The organism is Nostoc sp. (assembly GCF_041747015.1).
Lineage (GTDB): Bacteria > Cyanobacteriota > Cyanobacteriia > Cyanobacteriales > Nostocaceae > Nostoc.
On sequence record NZ_JBGTFY010000106.1, the window covers coordinates 1 to 20,505 of the forward strand.

General features: G+C 39.8%; 15 protein-coding genes. 9 read left to right on the forward strand and 6 right to left on the reverse strand.

From position 1 onward, the window contains the following. The first annotated feature begins 155 nt into the window (after positions 1-155). The 3 genes from cbiE (at position 156) to ACEW80_RS07920 (ending at position 3,880) form a co-directional block, all read left to right on the forward strand. Complete coding sequence (gene cbiE / locus ACEW80_RS07910; protein ID WP_373526066.1) at positions 156-1,364, forward strand: precorrin-6y C5,15-methyltransferase (decarboxylating) subunit CbiE; 1,209 nt, start codon at positions 156-158, stop codon at positions 1,362-1,364. Between the two features lie 365 nt (positions 1,365-1,729). After that, positions 1,730-2,218: a hypothetical protein gene (locus tag ACEW80_RS07915; protein WP_373526067.1), complete on the forward strand. Its 489-nt coding sequence runs from the start codon at positions 1,730-1,732 to the stop codon at positions 2,216-2,218. A gap of 57 nt (positions 2,219-2,275) precedes the next feature. Then, positions 2,276-3,880: a sensor histidine kinase gene (locus ACEW80_RS07920; RefSeq protein ID WP_373526094.1), complete on the forward strand. Its 1,605-nt coding sequence runs from the start codon at positions 2,276-2,278 to the stop codon at positions 3,878-3,880. A gap of 71 nt (positions 3,881-3,951) precedes the next feature. On the opposite strand, the gene pbpC is transcribed toward ACEW80_RS07920, so the two are convergent. Beyond that, positions 3,952-6,249, reverse strand: a complete 2,298-nt coding sequence (gene pbpC, locus ACEW80_RS07925) for a penicillin-binding protein 1C (RefSeq protein WP_373526068.1) — start codon at positions 6,247-6,249, stop codon at positions 3,952-3,954. 492 nt (positions 6,250-6,741) lie between these two features. Between pbpC and ACEW80_RS07930 the strand changes: the two genes are divergently transcribed. The 3 genes from ACEW80_RS07930 (at position 6,742) to ACEW80_RS07940 (ending at position 13,262) form a co-directional block, all read left to right on the forward strand. Continuing rightward, positions 6,742-12,417: an alpha-2-macroglobulin gene (locus ACEW80_RS07930; RefSeq protein WP_373526095.1), complete on the forward strand. Its 5,676-nt coding sequence runs from the start codon at positions 6,742-6,744 to the stop codon at positions 12,415-12,417. 161 nt (positions 12,418-12,578) lie between these two features. Next, positions 12,579-12,791, forward strand: a complete 213-nt coding sequence (locus ACEW80_RS07935; RefSeq protein WP_373526069.1) for a hypothetical protein — start codon at positions 12,579-12,581, stop codon at positions 12,789-12,791. A 15-nt stretch (positions 12,792-12,806) separates the two neighbouring features. Further along, entirely contained in the window at positions 12,807-13,262 is a 456-nt protein-coding gene (locus ACEW80_RS07940; RefSeq protein ID WP_373526070.1) for a hypothetical protein, read from the forward strand. Between the two features lie 27 nt (positions 13,263-13,289). On the opposite strand, the gene ACEW80_RS07945 is transcribed toward ACEW80_RS07940, so the two are convergent. Next, complete coding sequence (locus tag ACEW80_RS07945; RefSeq protein WP_373526071.1) at positions 13,290-13,547, reverse strand: hypothetical protein; 258 nt, start codon at positions 13,545-13,547, stop codon at positions 13,290-13,292. A gap of 90 nt (positions 13,548-13,637) precedes the next feature. Here ACEW80_RS07945 and ACEW80_RS07950 point away from each other — a divergent pair, with 90 nt between their 5' ends. The 3 genes from ACEW80_RS07950 (at position 13,638) to ACEW80_RS07960 (ending at position 17,077) form a co-directional block, all read left to right on the forward strand. Continuing rightward, on the forward strand, positions 13,638-14,399 hold the full coding sequence (locus ACEW80_RS07950) for a red chlorophyll catabolite reductase (protein ID WP_373526072.1): 762 nt from the start codon (positions 13,638-13,640) through the stop codon (positions 14,397-14,399). Positions 14,400-14,463: 64 nt separating this feature from the next. Continuing rightward, on the forward strand, positions 14,464-15,498 hold the full coding sequence (locus tag ACEW80_RS07955) for a nitrilase-related carbon-nitrogen hydrolase (RefSeq protein WP_373526073.1): 1,035 nt from the start codon (positions 14,464-14,466) through the stop codon (positions 15,496-15,498). Positions 15,499-15,655: 157 nt separating this feature from the next. After that, entirely contained in the window at positions 15,656-17,077 is a 1,422-nt protein-coding gene (locus ACEW80_RS07960) for an aldehyde dehydrogenase family protein (RefSeq protein WP_373526074.1), read from the forward strand. 54 nt (positions 17,078-17,131) lie between these two features. On the opposite strand, the gene ACEW80_RS07965 is transcribed toward ACEW80_RS07960, so the two are convergent. The 4 genes from ACEW80_RS07965 to ACEW80_RS07980 all read right to left on the reverse strand — a co-directional run bounded on the left by ACEW80_RS07965 (position 17,132) and on the right by ACEW80_RS07980 (position 20,385). After that, positions 17,132-17,413 carry a type II toxin-antitoxin system YafQ family toxin gene (locus ACEW80_RS07965; protein ID WP_373526096.1) on the reverse strand — a complete coding sequence of 94 codons (282 nt, stop codon included), beginning with the start codon at positions 17,411-17,413 and terminating at the stop codon, positions 17,132-17,134. Next, positions 17,394-17,624 (reverse strand): hypothetical protein, encoded by a 231-nt coding sequence (locus tag ACEW80_RS07970; RefSeq protein ID WP_373526075.1) that lies wholly within the window; start codon positions 17,622-17,624, stop codon positions 17,394-17,396. Before ACEW80_RS07970 ends, ACEW80_RS07965 begins: the two co-directional genes overlap by 20 nt. A gap of 360 nt (positions 17,625-17,984) precedes the next feature. After that, a complete protein-coding gene (locus ACEW80_RS07975; RefSeq protein WP_373526076.1) occupies positions 17,985-18,950 on the reverse strand; it encodes a toll/interleukin-1 receptor domain-containing protein in 966 nt (321 codons plus the stop codon). Continuing rightward, positions 18,925-20,385, reverse strand: coding sequence for a VWA domain-containing protein (locus tag ACEW80_RS07980; RefSeq protein ID WP_373526077.1), 1,461 nt, complete (start codon positions 20,383-20,385; stop codon positions 18,925-18,927). Before ACEW80_RS07980 ends, ACEW80_RS07975 begins: the two co-directional genes overlap by 26 nt. Positions 20,386-20,505: the final 120 nt, after the last annotated feature.

A 20,505-nucleotide genomic window follows, 5' to 3' on the forward strand; every position in this document is an offset into this window, starting at 1 on the left:
CGCTCCTGAAGGGGACTTGACGCCACGCTCACGTGAGCTAGATCAAATTCTTCGTTTAGCCGCCTAGACCACCAGTTGCAACTTTTTGATACTTAGCTCAGGAATTTAATTTCTGGGTCAATTTCTGCAAAAGTATAGTACATTTATGAATTAGCATGACAGAAAAATGGCTTTCTATCGTCGGCATTGGGGAAGATGGATTACAGGGATTAAGCCCGATCGCTCGTTATTTAGTCGATCAAGCTAAAGTAATTGTGGGAGGCGATCGCCATTTGTCAATGCTCTCTACAGATGACCAACGTGAAAAACTACTCTGGAAATCTCCCATTAGCGCTTCAGTTGAGGAGATTATCCAACGTCGGGGTCAGTCAATCTGCGTACTCGCCAGTGGTGATCCGATGTGTTATGGCATCGGTGTTACTTTGATGCGGCGAATTCCCGGATCAGAAATGACGATTATCCCCGCACCTTCAACCTTCAGCCTCGCCTGTGCCAGGGTTGGATGGTCTTTAACTGAGGTGGAAACCTTGAGTTTGAATGGTCGTCCATCCTCCCTACTCCAGTCTTACATCTATCCGGGAGCGAGGCTATTAATCTTGAGTGAAGGAAAGGACACACCCGCCATTGTTGCCGAGATTTTGACAAATCGGGGCTATGGGTGTAGCAAAATTACCGTATTGGAGCGCATGGGTGGCAATCATGAAAGAATTGTCGAAGGCACAGCTGCATTGTGGAATCAAATCGAAGTGGCTGCTTTGAATGCGATCGCAGTTGATTGTATTGCTGATGCTGGGGTTATCTCTTTACCAAGATTACCAGGATTACCAGATAACGCCTACCAGCACGATGGACAGTTAACGAAGCGTGAAGTTAGGGCAATTACTCTAGCAGCTTTGACACCCACACCGGGAGCGTTGTTATGGGATGTTGGCGCGGGTTGCGGCTCAATTTCTATTGAATGGATGCGGAGCGATTTTCGGTGTCGGGCGATCGCGATCGAGCAAAACTCAGCTAGACTACTCTACATTGCCAATAATGCCGCCACTCTCGGTACTCCAAATCTGCAAATCATTGAAGGTAAAGCGCCTCATGCTCTGAAAGACTTGCCTACACCAGATGCTATTTTTATTGGTGGTGGGGTGACAGCAACCGGGCTTTTTGATGTTTGCTGGGAATCACTGCGTCCAGGTGGGCGTTTGGTGGCAAATGTTGTGACGGTAGAAGGTGAGCAAACTTTATTTCAATGGCATGAACAAGTCGGTGGTGATTTAACTCGTATTGCCATCCAACGGGCGGAACCTATTGGTAAATTTTTGGGCTGGCGAGCAATGGCATCTGTGACGCAATGGATAGCTGTAAAATAACATAATCCGATTCCACAAGGGTGCTGCACCTGTAACGGCTGAAACTTGTCGCATCGGTTCGGCGTTGAAATTGCCTACCCAGGTAGCGACGGTTTAATCTGTCGTGAGGCCAACTGTCTGGAAATTGCTTTGCAACTCTACAAGACGCTCTGCGAACGCTCGCAATGAAACCTTATCAGTCGATGATTCCTCATCTAGATGCCTTTGCCCTTACTCTAGATTCGGTGATAATACTTAAACTTCATAAAAAAGAGTTTTTTTATACTTAATTATAAAAATAAAAATAATTTTTTCGGGAAATATAGACAAATTCAAAGAAAAACAAATACTAATAAGTTAGTTCTTTTGTTACAAGTATATCTATTATGGCTTTTGATTTAGATAAAGCTTTTCAACTAAACATAGCTCAAATGAATTTCAAGGAAGTACATTCAGTAGTATTTAGTTTACATGAACCAAAAATCCCTTTTGTAATTTGGTTACTAGAGAACCCTAATAGTTTATTGGCGTTACCTGGAAAAATTAGTCTGCGTCATCATGATTATATTCACATACTTTTAGGTAGAGGTATTTCTCCTCAAGATGAAGCTTTTGTAATTGGATTTACAATGGGTAATGACTTAAAGACGAATAAATTACATTTATTCATCTTTAAACTTTCCGCTAAATTTATATATCCATATCCTTATAATTTTTCGACATTAGATTTAATAACTTTTAACTTAGGCTTTATATATGGCAGAAAAATTAAAATAAAAAACATAAATGAGATTAACTTTGAAAATTATCAAAATGAAACTATAGGATATTTGAGAAGTATTTTCGGTATTAATACTGATGAAATAAACTTATAAAATAGGATTAAATTTTGTTAATACCGAATTATCATGGATCTAAAAAATACTATCAAAATGCACCTGCCTAATAAACTGAGACTCGTTCCATCTCAAATAGTAATTGTAACAGTATTGCTAACATTACTCTTATTTATTCCTCAAATTTTTCTCAACTGGCAAGCATATTATAACTTTAATAGTATTACTAAATATGAATTTAAACTCCAGACACTGAGTGATGAAATTACATATCTTGATGAAGTATTAACGATGTCAGCACGCATGAATGCTGCTACAGGCAACTTTATTTGGGAAGAACGGTATCGCCAATTTGAACCTAAACTCGATATTGCCATTCAAGAATCTATTAAACTGGCTCCTAAAGTATATGAGAATGAGGATTCCAAAAAAGTTGATGCTGCTAATCAGCGCTTAGTTGCAATGGAATATCAATCTTTTGAATTAGTTAGAAAAAATCAAAAACAAATAGCACAACTACTACTTTTTAGCCGTGATTATGAACATCAAAAACAAATTTATGCTGATGGTATTGCTAAAAGAAAGCGTAATATCTCACTTCAGTTACAGCATAAAATTGATGATTATTACAAAAAAGTATTTTGGGCAATTTTAGAATCTATTATAAGTTTAGTAATACTGATTCCGGCATGGCTTTTAGTATTGCGTTTATTACAGCAATACTTAAAAGCTAAGAAAATTGCTCAAGCTGCTTTAGAAGAAACGAATTATAACTTAGAAATGCAAGTTGCAGAGAGAACGGCAAAACTAAAACACAAAAACATTCAATTACAACAGACACTGCAAGAATTACAACACGCTCAAGTACAACTTATTCAAACTGAAAAAATGTCCTCATTAGGTCAGCTAGTTGCTGGCGTTGCTCATGAAATAAATAATCCAGTTAATTTCATTTATGGTAACTTAATGCATCTTAGAGAATATAGTCACCAATTACTAAGTTTAATTAACCTGTATCAGCAACAAAATTTTAATTACAACCCAGAAATAACTAGTGTGATTAATAAGATAGATTTGGAGTTTCTTATGGATGATATGCCGAAAGTATTATCCTCAATGGCAGTTGGTACTGACCGCATCCGCGAGATTGTGTTAACTTTGCGGAACTTCTCACGTCTTGATGAAGCAGAAATCAAACCTGTTGATATTCATGAAGGAATTGATAGCACTCTATTAATTTTACAGTATCGTCTCAAAGGAAAGGATAAACAGCAGGAAATTGCAATAATCAAAGATTATGGTGATTTGCCTCTTGTTGAATGTTATGCAGGAGGATTAAATCAGGTATTTATGAATATCTTAAGTAACGCTATTGATGCTTTATATGAATGGGAAGCAGAGTGTTTAAAAGGAGAAGTTAAAAAACACCTTAACTCTATTATTGTCCATACTCAAGTTAAGAATAAAGAGTGCGTCATTATTAGTATTAAAGATAATGGGCCAGGAATAACAGATGAAGTTAAGACTAGATTATTTGATCCTTTCTTTACTACTAAACCTGTAGGTAAAGGTACTGGCTTAGGATTATCTATTAGTTACCAAATTATAGTAGATAAGCACAAGGGAAAAATCAAGTGTATTTCTGTACCTGATAAGGGTACAGAGTTTGTGATTGAGATTCCTATCAAGCAGGCACGGTAAACAAATATATTAACAAAGCCAGATAGGATATCTAAATGATGCCGACAACTATGGGCATCTACGCTATCTCTTTAAGAGTTACTAATAGAAAATCCTCGACGTGTAGGTTTAATATTAGCCAACTCCACTTGAAAACTTACCTTGTCGGTCATTTCCCCACTTCTGGCTTCCAAAGTCCAATTACCAGGACGTAGATACCAAAATAAAGAATTAGCTGAGTTTGTATCTAACTTTTCACCATTCAGCCACCACTCTACAGGCGCAGATTTATTTCCTACTAGCTTAAATTCGAGTTTTTGCTTGGCTTCTTCACCTGGATACACTAAGAATAAATCGCCATGATGCGGAGATAAAATTCTCAAATTGGTAGAAGTAAAATTCGATTGCTGTTGTTTTGCTAACCACTCATTATATTCTGGTGGCAAATTGAATTGATTTTCACCTTCGTAGGCAATTTTATCTTCTGGATAGAAATATTCTTGCACTACTGAGGTACAATCTGGTGTTGGTCGTAACCCAGAAGTTGCACATACAGATAACTGCACTAAACCTTCTGGAGATGGAAAATCTGCTGGTTCTTGATGTTCGTGCAGATGTAACATAATTCGATTCCATAATGGTGCTGCACCTGTAACGCCTGAAACTTGTCGCATCGGTTCGCCGTTGAAATTGCCTACCCAAGTAGCGACGGTGTAATCTGTGGTAAAGCCAACTGTCCAAGTATCACGAAAATTGGAAGAAGTGCCAGTTTTGACAGCAGAAGGAAAGGGTAAATTTAACACTGAGTCTACACCAAATGCCGTTGCACGAGCATGGCGATCGCTCAATATATCAGTAATTATTTCCCACGTTGTCGAATTTGAGATTTTAGGTTTTGAATGTTGGATTGGGGAATTGGAAAATGTGCTTACTAAAGGGATCGCATCTCCAAGTCGTGCTATGGTCAGGTAGGCACGGGCTAATTCCCATAAACTGACTTCGCCACTACCTAGAGTTAAACCCAAACCATAATGTTCTGGAGTTTGATTGAGGTGTTCAAATCCTAGTTGATGCAGACGTTCTAAGAAAGTCTGTACACCTACCTTTTCTAACACCCGCACTGCTGGTACATTCAAAGAATTTGCTAAGGCAATTCGCACCCGTACAGGGCCAAGAAAGCTTTCGGTATAATCTGTGGGGCTGTAAAGTTTTGCGCCGGGAATTGCATAATGGGCGGGGACATCTGCTAATATAGTATTTGGACGAATTAAATTTTTTTCTAAAGCTAATTCATATACAAAAGGCTTGAGTGTTGATCCTGGTTGACGTAGCGCCTGCACTCCATTATTCCGTCCTAGTTGGATTTCATTAAAGTAATCAGGTGAGCCGACATAAGCCAAAACTTCACCAGTACGGTTGTCAATCACCAACGCAGCTGCATCATGGACGTTGTTAGCGGTTAGAGAAGAAATTACCTGTTGCACCTGTGCTTCGACAAACTGCTGCAAAGGACGATTTATAGTTGTGCGGATAGGGGAAATTTGTTCTGCTTGCGTCTTATCAAACTGATTGGCGAACCAAAATAAAAAGTGTGGTGCGGCGATAATTCCCCGTTGGCGAGATTGAAACACAACTTTTTCGGTGTATGTTCGTGCTGCGTTCGTAGAAGACTCACTAATATAGTTTTCCTGTACCATACGATTGAGGACGTATTTTTGTCGCTGCTTCAGCCGTTCCCAATGCTGGTAAGGGTTAAAGTATGTGGGATTATTAGGAATAGCAGCCAATAAACTAGCTTGAGCAAGATTCAATTCACTAGCTGGGATAGAAAAATAAGTCTGCGCGGCTGCTTCTACACCATATATATTGCCTCCCATTGGCAGCCGATTAATATATGCAGCCAGGATTTCATCTTTATTCATCCCTGCTGCTAACCGCCAAGATAGCCAAATCTCTTGTATTTTACCAGAGAAGGTGCGAGGCACAGGATCTAACATCCGCGCCAACTGCATAGTAATAGTGGAAGCACCGGAAACAACTCTTTTCGCGTGGATGGCTTCTTTGCTGGCGCGGATAATAGCTTTCATATCCAACGCCCCGTGATGGTAAAAGCTGCTATCTTCGGCAGCTAAAATAGCATGGATAAACTGAGGAGAAACTTGATTTAGTGGTACTACTGATGTATGCTCTTGGTCACGAGTGAGCAATGTTCCTAATGGTAAACCATTGCGATCGCTAAATTGCATTGCCAACTGATTTTGGGCAATGTCTGCGGCACGAATGGGTGCAAAATAAGGTAGTAGGCGTACTAATAGACAGATTAGCAGCACAGCTAGGATAACTTTACTCGTGTGCTTAATTTTGAGTAGCGATCGTGAAATTAGCTTCATCAGGGAATCCCTGCCCAAGAAAACCTACCTTAATTTTGACGCAGCGACTACATTTAATGAGTAAATATGTCAAATACTTAATAAGTTATTCAAAATACCTTACCATCTGTAAATTAATTTTTACAGAAGTTAAATAATTATTTATAGTTAAGAATTGTAGTTATTTTTTAGAATAATCACACCAATTAGTTATCTATGTAAATAAACATAGTTAAATTCAAACTTTAAGCGACAATAATTAATTATCTTGCCTGCTTTATTAGTCTTGGCATTGCCAACTTAATCAGGGAGTACGAACTTTTTTTAGCTATAATTTGTGAATTTTGAATTATTAAAAATATGATTATCAGAGTTCTACTTCGTTCCTACCATAAATTTCTCTATCGCGTCCTTGGCGGTAGCCTGCGGCAAGCCGAAGCGTCTATGTTAAAAAAAATTAGTCATTCTTCGAGCCATAAGAGAAAAATACAGTTTCTTCTTCTCTTTACATTTATGCTAGGAATGGCAGGATGTAATTTATTAGGTATCAATTCAGCTAAAGAACAACTCCCAACAGTTTCCTCACTCACACCGCCGAAACTACCAGACTGGATTGAACAAATTAGCCCCATTGGGGATGCAAAATCTCTTAACCAAATCCGCATCCGTTTCAAAGAAGCTTTAATACCAGTTGAAAGTCTTGATAATCCAGAACAGCAAAAATTATTACAAAAACTTGCACTGTCGCCGCCTCTACCCGGCCAATTTCGCTTTTTAACACCACGCATGGTAGGATTTCAAGCTGATAAAGCATTGCCAATAGCGACAAGATTTCAAGTCACTCTTCAAGCAGGTTTAGCCGATTTAAAAAATCATCGCCTAGACAAAGATTTACCTTGGACTTTCAATACCGAATCTATCAACCTAACTAATCTCCCTGGTGTCAATCCTGTTGAAAAGGCTGACATTGAACCAATTGATTTACAAACAAAGTTACAATTTACTTCCAATGTAGAATTGGATTTAGCTTCTGTACAAGAACATTTACAGTTAATTCCCGAAGGACAAAATAAAGGTACAGGTTTTAAAGTCGAATTCAACAAAGAAGAAAAGCTATTAAAAAATGAAGAAGACCCTTTAGAAAAATTTGACCCTTCAGCACGGAATTGGATTTATAATCTCATCCCACAGCAAAATCTCGAAAAATCGACAAGTTATCGCTTAGTATTTTCTCCCGGAATCCGTCCTGCTTATGGCAATCTACCTACAGAGAAAGAATTTGTCACTAAGTTAGCAACTTATTCACCTTTGGCATTTCAAAAAATTAACTTTTATGGACAGCCAGATGCCGGTGGAACTTTTGGAAGATTTCTTAAAGGCAGTCCGCAGCTAGAATTTAATAATATCTTAGTGCCAGATTCAGCTAAAGAAAATATTACTATTAATCCAGCACCAAAAGCCATTTCGAGGATTATTCAAATAAATGATGAAGATAAAATTGTCAGTATCAATCCTTATGCGCTAGAACCTGCCAAGACTTATACAATTACTATTGGCGCTAATCTCAAAGATAAGTTTGGGCAAACTTTGGGTAAACCTGTCACACTTAAATATGATACTGGAGATTTAGCTGGGGATATCTGGGTACCATCCGATTTAAATATTTTCCCCACAAGTAAAAATTTACAGCTAAATATTAGTGTAGGAAATCTACCAGAATCTAAATACAAAGCAGCTTATCGAGTAGTTAACCCGACAGATTTAGTTTATTTTAATTATGGTAATGACTTATTACCAAAACCTTCTGATTGGCAAAGTTTTAAAGTCTCAGGTAAGAAAAATCAAACAGTTGACATTGCTGTTCCTCTCCGGGAAAAAATAAGTGCCGCGACGGGAATGTTAGCTTATGGAGTGCAAGCCCGGACTAATAAATATCAAGAGAATGGTAAGGAACTGTGGCGAGAACCTACCACTTATGGCTTTGTTGAATTGACGAATTTGGGCGTATTTACTCAGTGGTTTCCTGAGTCAGGCTTAATTCGCGTTAATCATCTTATAGATGGTTCGCCAGTTAAAACGGCTACTATAGATATTTATCAATCAAAATTAGAGGCAAAATCTCGCCCCGAACCTGTACCTTGTGCAACGGGTAAAACTGATGAAAATGGAACTTTTAGACTTATTCGTGAAGGATTACAGCAATGTTATTCTGGAAATCAAAATTCTAGTAAATCACCACAATTATTAGTAATTGCCCGTGAAAATCAAGATTGGGCATTTGCTAGAACAGAAGAATATAGCGGTGTTTATGGCTATGGTATTGATGCAGGTTGGCAAAATGGGAAGCCAGAATCACGCGGGGTAATTTTTTCAGACAGACAGTTGTATCAACCAGGAGAAAAAGCTTGGTTTACTGGGTTTGCTGACTATTTACAAAATGGTGCAATCCAGCAAGATAAAAATGCTGTTTACCAATTAACTTTGGTAAATCCTGATGGACAAAAGACCAATTTAGGTACGCAAACTACAAACGAATTTGGCACGTTTTCTCTGGAAATGCCAATCACAACTACTCAGCGCTTAGGCTACCATACAATCCAGGCTAAGGGAAAGAACGGGCAAGAGATTTCTGGAGAATTTCGAGTTGCTGAGTTTAAGCCACCCAACTTTAAAGTCGAACTCAACTTAGATAAAGAATTTGCTCTCATTGACGAGAAAGTTGATATTAATGCTACAAGTAATTATTTATTTGGTGCGCCTGTAGAAGGTGGAGAAGCAAAATACTTTATTACTCGCCAGCAATCTAATTTTATTCCTAAAGGTTGGGAGGAATTTATTTTTGGTAGACAATGGTTGTGGCCTGAGGAAACTCCGACTATATCTAGTGATGTGTTGCAAACTAATGCCCAGCTAGATGCTAATGGTAAAAGTAGTCAACCTGTGAATGTAGCTAATGATTTACCATATCCCATGACTTACCGAGTGGATGTGCAAGTTGCAGATGTTTCTAATCTATCTGTAGCGAATTCCAAAACTTTTACAGCTTTACCAAGTAATCGTCTTATCGGGTTAAAAAGTAATTTTATCGCTGATGCTGGTAAAGCTTTTCCTGTTGAAGTGATTGTTACTGATCCTACAGGAAAACCGATAACAGGTCAACGGGTACGCCTGGAATTACAACAGATAAAATACAGCAGTGTCACGCAATTAGTTGAAGGTAGCCGAACACCAAAAAATCAAGTTGAATATAAAACAGTCGGACAAGCAGAAATTACATCTGCTAGCAATCTGCAATCGGTAAATTTGACAGCGCCGGAATCTGGTTCATATCGGATTAGAGTTAATTTTAGCGATGCAAAAAGTGAATTAAGTGCCACAGATTTACAAATTTGGGCAACTGGAGGAAATTCAGTATTTTGGGGTTCGGGAGAAAAAGATGTCTTAGAAGTTAAATTAGATAAAAAAGAATTTAAACCTGGTGAAACCGCTACTGCACTAATTCAATCTCCCTATCCAGATGCAGAATTGTATTTTGCTGTGATTAAAGACAAACCCCTTTATCAGCAAATTACCAAAGTTCAGGGAGGCGCACCACAAATTCAGTTTCAAGTTACGCCAGAAATGCTGCCAAATGCAGCCATCGAAGCTGTCTTAGTAAGACAAGGTAAACCCATAAACCAAGTGGAAGCACCCAGTTTAGATAACTTGGTGAAGATTGGTTTTACACCTTTTAAAGTTAACTTAGAAGATAAGTATTTAAAACTACAAGTTAAACCTGTGCAAGCATCATTAGAACCTGGTGCAGAGGAAACAGTACAACTAGAATTGAAGGACAATCAAGGAAACCCCACCCAAGGACAGTTTACAGTCATGGTGGTAAATGAAGCGGTGTTACAACTTTCTGGTTATCGTCCACCGAATTTAGTAGATACAGTTTATGCAGAACAGCCAATTTCTACCCGCTTTAGCGATAATCGACCAGATGTAATATTACAATCACAGGATGTAGCTAAACCAAAAGGTTGGGGTTATGGCGGTGGTTTCTCAACTGGTGCAGCAAATACTCGCACTCGCACAGATTTTCAAGCCTTAGCTTACTATAATGGTTCTGTCCTCACCGATGCAAATGGTAATGCACAGATAACCTTTAAACTCCCGGATGACTTAACTACATGGCGGGTGATGGCTGTGGCCACCGATGGAAATCTGCGTTTCGGGAATGGCGAAGCGACGTTTATCACCACAAAGCCACTGCTAACTAATGCCATTTTGCCACAGTTTGCGCGTCCAGGCGATCGCATCCTTGCTGGTTTATCTGTAACTAACAACACTGGGAATACAGGAAATCTCTCAATAAATGGCGAACTTAGCGGTACTGTGAAGTTTGCCGATAAAAATCCCACAACGACTTCTTTGCAAACCAAAGCTGAATCTGCAACTCATGCTTATCGCTTTCCAATGGTGGCGGATAGTCTGGGAATTGCGAAAGTTCGCTTTACCACTCAGCTAAATACAGCCGCAGATGCTTTTGAAGTACCTTTGGAAATTAAGCCAATTGAAATTACAGAACAAGTCGTTGAAACTGGTGTCACTGAAAAACAAGTGAAAATTCCCCTGAATGTTGATAAAAATACCTTCCCTGATGCGGGAGGTTTAGATATTCAGTTGGCGAGTACTTTGATAACGGAGATTAAAGCACCAGCAAAGCAGGTTTTAGAAGATGATGATTTGCCGTTTACCGAACCCGCGGCTAGTCAATTAATCATTGCGGCTAATTTGCAAACTATTGCCCAAAAATATGGACAGGCATTTGCAGAATTTAATCCTAGCCAACAGGCAAGTAAAGCAATTGAAAAGTTACAAAAACTCCAAATAGCAGATGGTGGTTTTGCTGCTTTCCCCGGACAAGAAAAATCCGACCCTTGGGTTTCTTCATACACGGGTGAGTCTTTGGCTAAAGCCAGTCAGGTATTCCCTAATTTAGTCGATTCTGCAATGCTGTCTCGCCTGAAAGCTTATTTGCAAAAAGTTCTGGCGAATCCTGGAGAATACGATTTTTGCAAACAGCAATTATGTAAAAGGCAACTGCAACTTAATGCTTTAATCGCACTGGCACAAATTGGGGAAAAACGCAATACCTTTCTTGCAGATATTTATGGACAACGCAATAACTTTGATGTCGTAACTCAAATTAAACTAGCGCGATACTTATCTCAATTCCCAGAATGGCAAGACGAATCTCAACAACTGGTGAACAAACTACAACAGAATATCTATGAAACTGGTCGCACAGCAGTTGTAAGTTTACCAGATAGTTGGGGATGGATGAGTTCATCTACCGCGACGCAGGCGGAAGCTTTACGTTTATTTATTGCCAAGCAGAGTAAACCCGAAGTTATAGATAAGTTATTCCAAAGTCTTCTGGCATTACGACGGAATGGCACATGGCAAACTAACTATAATAATGCCCAAGCCTTAACAGCTTTGGTAGAATATAGCCAACTGCAACCAATACCGCCTAATTTTGTTGCCACAGTGCAATTAGCTGGTAATAAGTTAGGAGAAAATAGGTTTAATGGCTATCAAAATCCTAGTTTACAACTTAATGTGCCGATGAATAAATTACCTCGTGGTCGTAATGATTTAACGCTGCAAAAATCAGGTAATGGGACTTTACACTATCTAGTTGCTTATAATTATCGCTTGCAAGGAAATCAATCAGGTAGATTTAACGGCTTACGCATAACACGAGAAATTAGTCAAGTAAATGAAGAGAAAGTTTTACAAAAAACAGGTCTTTACGCTTTCGATAAACCCTTGACTTTAGCCTCTGGACAGGTGTTTGATATTGGTTTAGAAATCATTTGCGATCGCACCGTGGATCATATAGTGATTAAAGATCCACTACCAGCAGGTTTTGAGGCGGTGGATGCAAGTTTTCAAACTACTACAGCTGCATTACAAGCAAAAGCCGATAGCTGGGAACTTGGCTTTAAAAATGTGTACCGCGATCGCATTATCGCCTACGCCGACCACCTGGAACCAGGAGTTTATAGCCTGCATTACTTAGTCCGTTCTGTGACTCCTGGTACATTTTCTTGGCCTGGTGCCCAAGTTCACCTGCAATATGCGCCAGAAGAATTTGGCCGTACTGCTGAGTCTACGTTAATACTGGAGGAGCATTCCTGATGATTTATAGCGCCTATGCAATACTTTTCACCAATAAAAATCATACTGTGTCTGTCGAGCTTTGTTTAAATTACTAAACAAGGGAAAAACTCTGAAACCTACTAAACCTCATCTCAGGGTAGGGCTGTTTTATTTAATAAGATGATGATTTTGTCAAGAGGATGAGCGAGAAATTTCGGGAAGTAGGAAAAAGAAAAAGTACCACTTCAACGGATAAATTTAAGTGCGATCGCTGCTATAAAATTGCTGCTGAGTTTGATAGTTTCCTTTTGCGTTCCTCGACCCTTGCCCAAGATAGAGATCGGCTAATCGCCATTCATTATCTGTTAGAACAAACTCAACGGGAAATTTCGGTGATGCTGTTGGAGAAATAGCAAAGCCATTCGTCCATGAAGAAACTGCTCAAACGTATCTTGGCGCTGATCCGGCAAATTTTTCAGCAGTTCTTATCCACTGATAAACCAATTTCTCCTGCTTCTGATCACCCGCCAGAGACTCCTATTCCTCCCATTCCCACTTTCGTTCCCCAGTGGGACGGGTTGGTGTTAGTTTGTTCACAGTGTACAGTAGAGCAATTTTCTGGGAGTTCTCATCGAATTAATAGAGGTGTAACAGCCTCAGAAGAGTTACAAAACTGGCTGAAATCTCGTCTAAAATTTGATGGATTGTGGGGTAAATATCGGGTTGTCAGCACCAGCTGTTTGGGAGTTTGCCCACAAGAGCGCGTTGTTGTTGTTCTGCGTCATGATGCAATTGGACAACAGTGCTTTATTGTCTCTCCTCAAGGCGATCGCAAAATTCTCTACTCTTATATCAAACAGATTTTTCAGCTAAAGTCAATATAGCCAGTCAGGTCACAAGTTGAATCTAGATTAAACTCGCGTCCAGAGAATAAACTGAGTCTGACGATTGCGAATACGCCTGACTTCCTGGAGCATTGGATAAACAATGGTTTCAGAGCGAGCCTTTTCTGAACCGACAGCGATCGCCCAAGGTAAATCTTCGAGTTCACTCGCTAATCTGGGGCTGGGAGAAATGGATTCAATCTCTGGAAAGAACCGAGAATCTTCAACGATAGTGAGATCAAACGCCTTCTTTGCCTTGCTAAGAGTGAACTGACTATATGGCATGGAATTTGTCTGATGATAACATGGCGACTTATCATTTAGTTTAACTAGATTTTATCGTCAAGTTATATCCAAAAGTAACAAACTCAAACTATGACTCAGCAACCAACTGATCTAGATAATAAGGCTGTATTTGATCAATTGTGGGGAATTACCAACGAACTGCGTCAGAAAATAGACGCTCGTTTTGAATTAGATCCAGATCCGTCTACCAAGAACTTACAAAGCTATGCCGCCATGACGGGAAGCGCTCACGGATCGCTCAATACCTTCTCTGGCTCAGAAATTGATTGGTTAGTGCATTCATGGTTGCGTGACCCCAAATCCGGCTTTTGCAATATGCACTTAACTATTTGGCTCAAGTCACAGATCCGTGTTCCACATTTAGCTTTTGCGTTTGCCACGGTTCCCTACTTGTTCTTCTACATGGATTACATTCCTCGGAGCGATCTATTTGTTGATCTGGAATATTTGGATCGCTACTATGAACCGATGAACCAGACATACTTGGCGTTGCGAGAAGATGCTCAATTTAAGCAGTATACCAGCAAAACTCTGTACATCCGTCAAGCTCAATCCCATACTAGCCTGTGTTTCACCAGTCCGGTTACAGCAGAGACACTAGCTCGTCTTCGCACGGTGGCTCATGAGATGATCGATCGCTGGTTGAAGTGGGTAGATGAAGCTGAATCAGTACCAGATGAGCAGCGTGTTGCTTTGTCTAACCGTGATTTAATTGTGCGCCAGGCGATCGCAGAACGTGATCCAGACAACCAAATCGCTGTGCGCCTATTTGGGGCAGAAATGACAGATAAATTAGTGCGATCGCTCTGGGGTGGCGATCGTATTCTATAAATTAGTCATTTGTCCTTTGTCAGTTGTCCTTTGCTAATGACCAATAACCAATGACCAATGACCAATGACAACTAATTTAGAATCCTACCGCGCTTTGGCACTGCAAGTTACCTGTCATGCAGTCAACCAAGTAAGCGATTACCACGAAGCGCGATCGCTAATGCAAAACTCCATCAACCGCCTAGCACAACAAATTGCTGCCAGTATCGCTTTCATTGGCTTCGACTGTCGTTTAATTGTACTGCCAGAATACTTTCTCACTGGTTTTCCGATGGGAGATTCTCTCTTAGGGTGGGCAGAAAAAGCTTGTCTGGAGATGGCTGGCGCGGAGTATGAAGCACTTGGTAAAATCGCTCAAAAGCATAAAATCTTCTTGGCTGGCAATGCCTACGAAGTTGACCCCAACTTTCCCGGATTGTACTTCCAAACCTGCTTTATCATTGACCCCTCTGGCTCAATTGTCTTACGGTATCGGCGGCTGAATTCTTTGTTTGCTCCCACTCCCCATGATGTTTGGGATAAATATCTCGACTGCTATGGTTTAGATGGGGTTTTCCCCGTTGCCAAAACTGCGATCGGTAATTTAGCAGCTTTGGCATCAGAGGAGATTTTATATCCAGAAGTGGCGCGGTGTCTGGCGATGCGAGGAGCGGAGATTTTTCTGCACTCGACATCAGAGGTGTATAACAAAAACCTTACGCCTAAAGACGCAGCCAAAATCACTCGTGCCGTTGAAAATATGGCATACGTAGTTTCTGCCAATACCGCAGGCATAGCTAATATTGCCATCCCCATTGCATCTGCTGATGGTGGCTCTAAAATCATTGATTATCGGGGAATCGTATTAGCAGAAACAGCTACAGGCGAGAGCATGGCAGCATTTGCAGAGATAGACTTAGCCGCATTACGCCGCGATCGCCGCCGACCAGGGTTAAATAATTTACTTGCACGTCAACGGTTTGAACTATACGCCGAAAGTTATCAGCAGTCACACTTTTACCCTGCTAATACTATGCTGGAGGGTGAAGTAGACCGCAAACACTTCCTCCAAACTCAGCAAGCCACCATTGAGCGCTTAGTTCAATTGGGGATAATTTGAATTGGAGCATTGGGCATTGGGCATAATACTCTCTGCGTCTGTGCGCGATGCCAGGTGCTTCAAGTCGGGGAACCCGCCCAACGCACTGGCTCCTCTGCGTGAGATAAATCATCCGCAAATATGCAACGCCTAATAAATAACTCTTGACAAATGACAAATGACAAAAACAATAGAAGTCCGCAACCCCCGAACTGGCAAATTTGATTACGTCATTATCCCGCCGCCCCCAAGGCTGCTGGTACAGCAATGTAACCGCAGCCGCAGATCGCAAGTTCACTGGCAACAGTTGGGTATAGAGGGGAGAATTGCAGCCTTACAACAGTGGAAGCAAGCGATATTATCAGAGCGCGATCGCTTAACAGAGGCTTTAGTAAATGATACAGGCAGATTATCAACCTCGGTACTAGAAATAGACTCCTTCCTCTCCAGCGTTGATCGCTGGTGTAGGTTAGCACCAGAGTTGCTGCAAGAATCTACAAAAAATACAGCAATTCCCTTTATTGCATTACAACAAACATCGGTTCCTTACCCATTGGTTGGGGTAATTAGTCCGTGGAATTTCCCGTTATTACTATCTACAATTGATACTATTCCGGCATTGCTGGCAGGTTGTGCAGTTATTGTTAAACCCAGTGAAATTGCTCCCCGTTTCGTCGCACCACTGATAACAGCGCTCAACGCTGTACCCAAATTGCGTGACGTATTAACTTTTGTGGAAGGAGCAGGCGAAACCGGATCTGCTTTAATTGAAAATGTAGATTTAGTGTGCTTTACAGGCAGCGTAGCGACGGGACACAAAGTAGCACAAGCGGCTGCTAAACAGTTTATTCCAGCTTTTTTGGAATTAGGGGGAAAAGATCCGGCGATCGTTTTAGAATCAGCAGACTTAGAATTAGCAACCTCAGCAATATTGTGGGGTTCCGTCGTCAACACCGGACAGTCATGCCTGTCCATTGAGCGAATTTATGTTGCTGAATCGATATTTGAAAAGTTTTACCATCAACTAGTAGCCAAAGCACATCGCCTTCAGCTAGCCTACCCCACAGTTGAAAGTGGAGAAATTGGCCCGATTATCGCCGAAAGACAAGCAGCAATTATTAGCGACCATCTCCTAGATGCAGTCGAAAAAGGAGCAGTAATTCACTGCGGCGGTGTAATTGAAGACTTAGGTGGGGGTTGGTGGTGTCGTCCCACAGTTCTCACGCAAGTTGACCATTCGATGAAAGTGATGACTGAAGAAACTTTTGGCCCGATTATGCCAGTGATGCCTTTTTCCACAGTTGAGCAAGCAGTGTCTTTGGCAAACGACTCAATTTATGGGCTGAGTGCTGCTGTATTTGCCAAGTCGGAAACAGAAGCCTTAGAAGTCGCCCACCAAATTGATGCAGGTGCCATCAGTATCAACGATGCTGCACTCACCGCCATCATGCACGAGGGAGAGAAAAACGCCTTCAAATTCTCCGGTTTGGGAGGCTCACGCATGGGTGCAGCAGCGCTGAAACGGTTCATGCGAAAAAAAGCTATTTTAATTAAAACTAATACTACCAATGACCCTTGGTGGTTTGATAATGAAGCATAAATATTTTTGGCGTTGCGCCGCACCAAAGTAATGTATGAGCCTCTATCTTACCATTTAATAAACTTCATCATGGCTACCAATATCAATCAATAGAATTACCATTTCTAACAAATTATTATCATCAGAGAAATTAAAGATAATTCTACAATCATAAGCAACAGAACAAGACCACAACCCCGCTAAATTTCCTGTTAACTTATGAGACTTCAAAGATGGTGTAAATGGATCATCTGCCAAAAGCCTTAATACCTCGACAATTTGATTCTTTGACTGCGGGTTTTTCTTTGTAATCTTCCTAAAAGATCGCTTAAATCCACTACTCCAGACAACTTCCATCATCATCTCTTAGTAAATCAGCGATCAAATCATCAACGCTTCCCCTATGAGCCGTCCCATCCTTAAAAGCCTGCATCACTTCCTGAGCATTAGCCAAAATTTCAACCCGCCGATTCTCAATTCGTTGCTGGCGAAGAAACTCAAATAAATACTCTCGATCTTCTGTGGGCAAACTTTCAATAGAATTAATAATTTCTTGTAAAGTCATCATAGAATCTCCTAATAAAGTAAACCCCTACCTTTACTAACCCTATTTTAATCTCTATTTCCATTGCCTCAGCCTCTTACATTTAGCCAATTTACGCGAAAATATGATACAGTATCGGGCGCAGTGGAGGCAAATGTTTCTGGAGGGCAGAAGCAACGATTCTGGTGCTGGTGTTAAGTATTTACTACCAGTAATTCTCAGTATTAGCAGGTTATTAAAGTTAACTTAATCAGCATAAAGTTGAATACTAATTTTTGATTTTGGATTGTATATTTGATTTATGTCTAAAATCTAAATCAGTTATTTAAGTAAGTCGGATTAACCACTCCTCCCTAAGATTAAAGTAAAATAAATTCTGATTCGTTAGCTTTTCAAAAATTTCATAAATTCAGCAAGTTCCACTTGATTGGAATAGTCAACTCGTTTTTTATCTCTTAGCAAAAGTGGGATATCGTTATCCTCGCAGTTCTCTAGTTTTAGAGGAATAGTAACTCTTTCTGAATTACCGCTAAACTCGGCATTGAGAATTGCGCTATACTCTCCTCTTGTCCAACTAGACTGTTTGAGATTTTCGCTCAAACATGGCATGACATATTTGCTTTTTTGCAAACCCTCTTCTATTTTTTGAGTGATTGGATCTCCATACGTAATTTGTTCCGCATCAAACCAGTAAGTTATTCCTTGCTGCTGAAATACTGGGATGATCTTGTCTATAATAAATGGCTTATCTTTAGACGAATGACAGATAAAAATATCGTACTCAAATTTCTTCATTTTCAGGCTATACTTTTCTTCAAAAGGAAGTTCTGTCTTTTCAATTCTTACATTTTTTACAGAAACGCCAGTTCCATAAAATTTGACTAATCCTACATATCCTGGAAATGCGATATGCGGACAGGTGTAGGTAAGTTCATAGATTTTTTGTGAGGTTTTTATTTCACCTCTGACTTTACCAGAAAAGAATTCTAAGGAAAATTGATTGAATCTTTCATCTAAATGTACTTCTTCAGTGGAGGCAAATATCTCCGAAAACATTCCTTGCTTAAATAGACTAATTCTTGCTGAAGTAAAATCACCTTCCTTAGCACTGGGTGCGGTATGAAAGGCAAGGAAAGTCCAAAGGTTGTCTGCTCGACAGATTAACCCTGCACCTGTTGAGTGACGATTTGATATGTTTAAATCAGCAGAGATTTTTCCATTTAAAATAAATCCGCTTTCTTGATTGATGGCGTAGGAGGTTTTGTAAACACCAATCCCACCGCCATATCCTACGATTAGCTTTTTTGTAAATGTCCAAGAATCTTTATTGATATCGCGCCAAGTTCTCACGAATTTTCCTCTGATAATTTAATAACTCATTTGCCTTATCTGGAAATCTCTGTATCAAAGTATCGGCTAATTCAATAGCATCTTCCAATAGAGATGCTTGTAAATCTTCATCAATTTTATTAATACTGCCCTGCATGAAATTGTTCTGTCGCATTGCGTTCCTTTGGTTTCCCTGCATTGTAACTTTTTGCCATCGCTTTAGAAAATCTTTAACTCCTTGAAGTTCTCTAAAATTTTCTAGCATTTCGCTAATCACCAGTGCATTCTCTTTGCCGAATAATTCTTGCTGAAAATCCCTTATTTCCTGTATAAATCTTTCATCTTCTCTCTCCTCATCAAGTGCATCTCTCACCTTCCGCATTCCTTCGACATCTTCTATAAGCATTTTCTTCATCAATTCAAAACCACCTTTTGACATCTGTTCCATTAATCTTTCATTCGTGATAGTGGATTGGAATTGTTGAACAACACTTTGAACTATCGGATTAATCTTACTAGAAACATATTCTTGATATGATTTCAGATAAACTACCATTTGAGTATCAACAATGCTTTTTTCTCCATCAAATAAGATAGCCTGAAAATTTACATTATCTGTTTCAATCTTTTCTGGATTGATTTCAAGTCGAATTGCAAAATTGAATTGATCTTCACCTTTAATCGGTCGAGTTCGATATTTATCATTTATCTTCTTACCCAGATTATTTAATTCTTCACTAACTGTCACCCCGGTAGGTAGTTTTAGCTCTATCCTGGGTCGATCTATAATAATAGACATAGCTCCTTTGAACTCTTCGTTGATAATATCTTCAATTCGGGATTCTTGAATATACCAAAATCTACCACCAGACTCGGTTGCTATAGCAGTTAAAATATCTACTTGGAAGTCATCTCCTATACCAATAGTAGATGTAGTAATTCTAAGCTCTCTTGATTTAGAAGCTTCTTTGGCTAAGGTAGTAACTTTGGTTTCGCCTTGATTTGCCTGTCCATCAGATAAGAGAAAAAGTCTATTATTGTGGTTATCGGTCATGTAAGTTTGCAGTTCTAACAACCCTAAATACCAACCTAATGAAAGATTAGTTGAACCAGCCGTGTTTATTCTATTTATTTTTTCGATAACTTCAGATTTGGGAACTTGAGGATTAACAACTACCTCAGCTTGGTCATCAAATACTACGACAGTAAATAAATCTTTCTCGTCTAACTGGTTAAAGATATCTATACAACCTTTTTTGGCAGCTTCGAGTTTTTCTCCGCTCATACTCCCACTTCTGTCTATGACAATGCATAGATTCAAAGCTTTTTTTCTATCAAGTTCATTGGTTGACTGTTCAGAGCGCACTTCTATGACAACATCCAACTCGGATATTGCATCATTTCTAACTATTGGTCTTTCCGTCAAAATATCAAGCTTGACCTGATCTTTTTTCATCTTTTGAGGCTCCTATATGTATTGGTAATGACAACAAATAATTCGGTATTTTCTCTCAGAATTGTTTGTGCGATATCTTGTTGTATACGCCCTTGTAAACAAGGGGGGCTAACAGAAGTA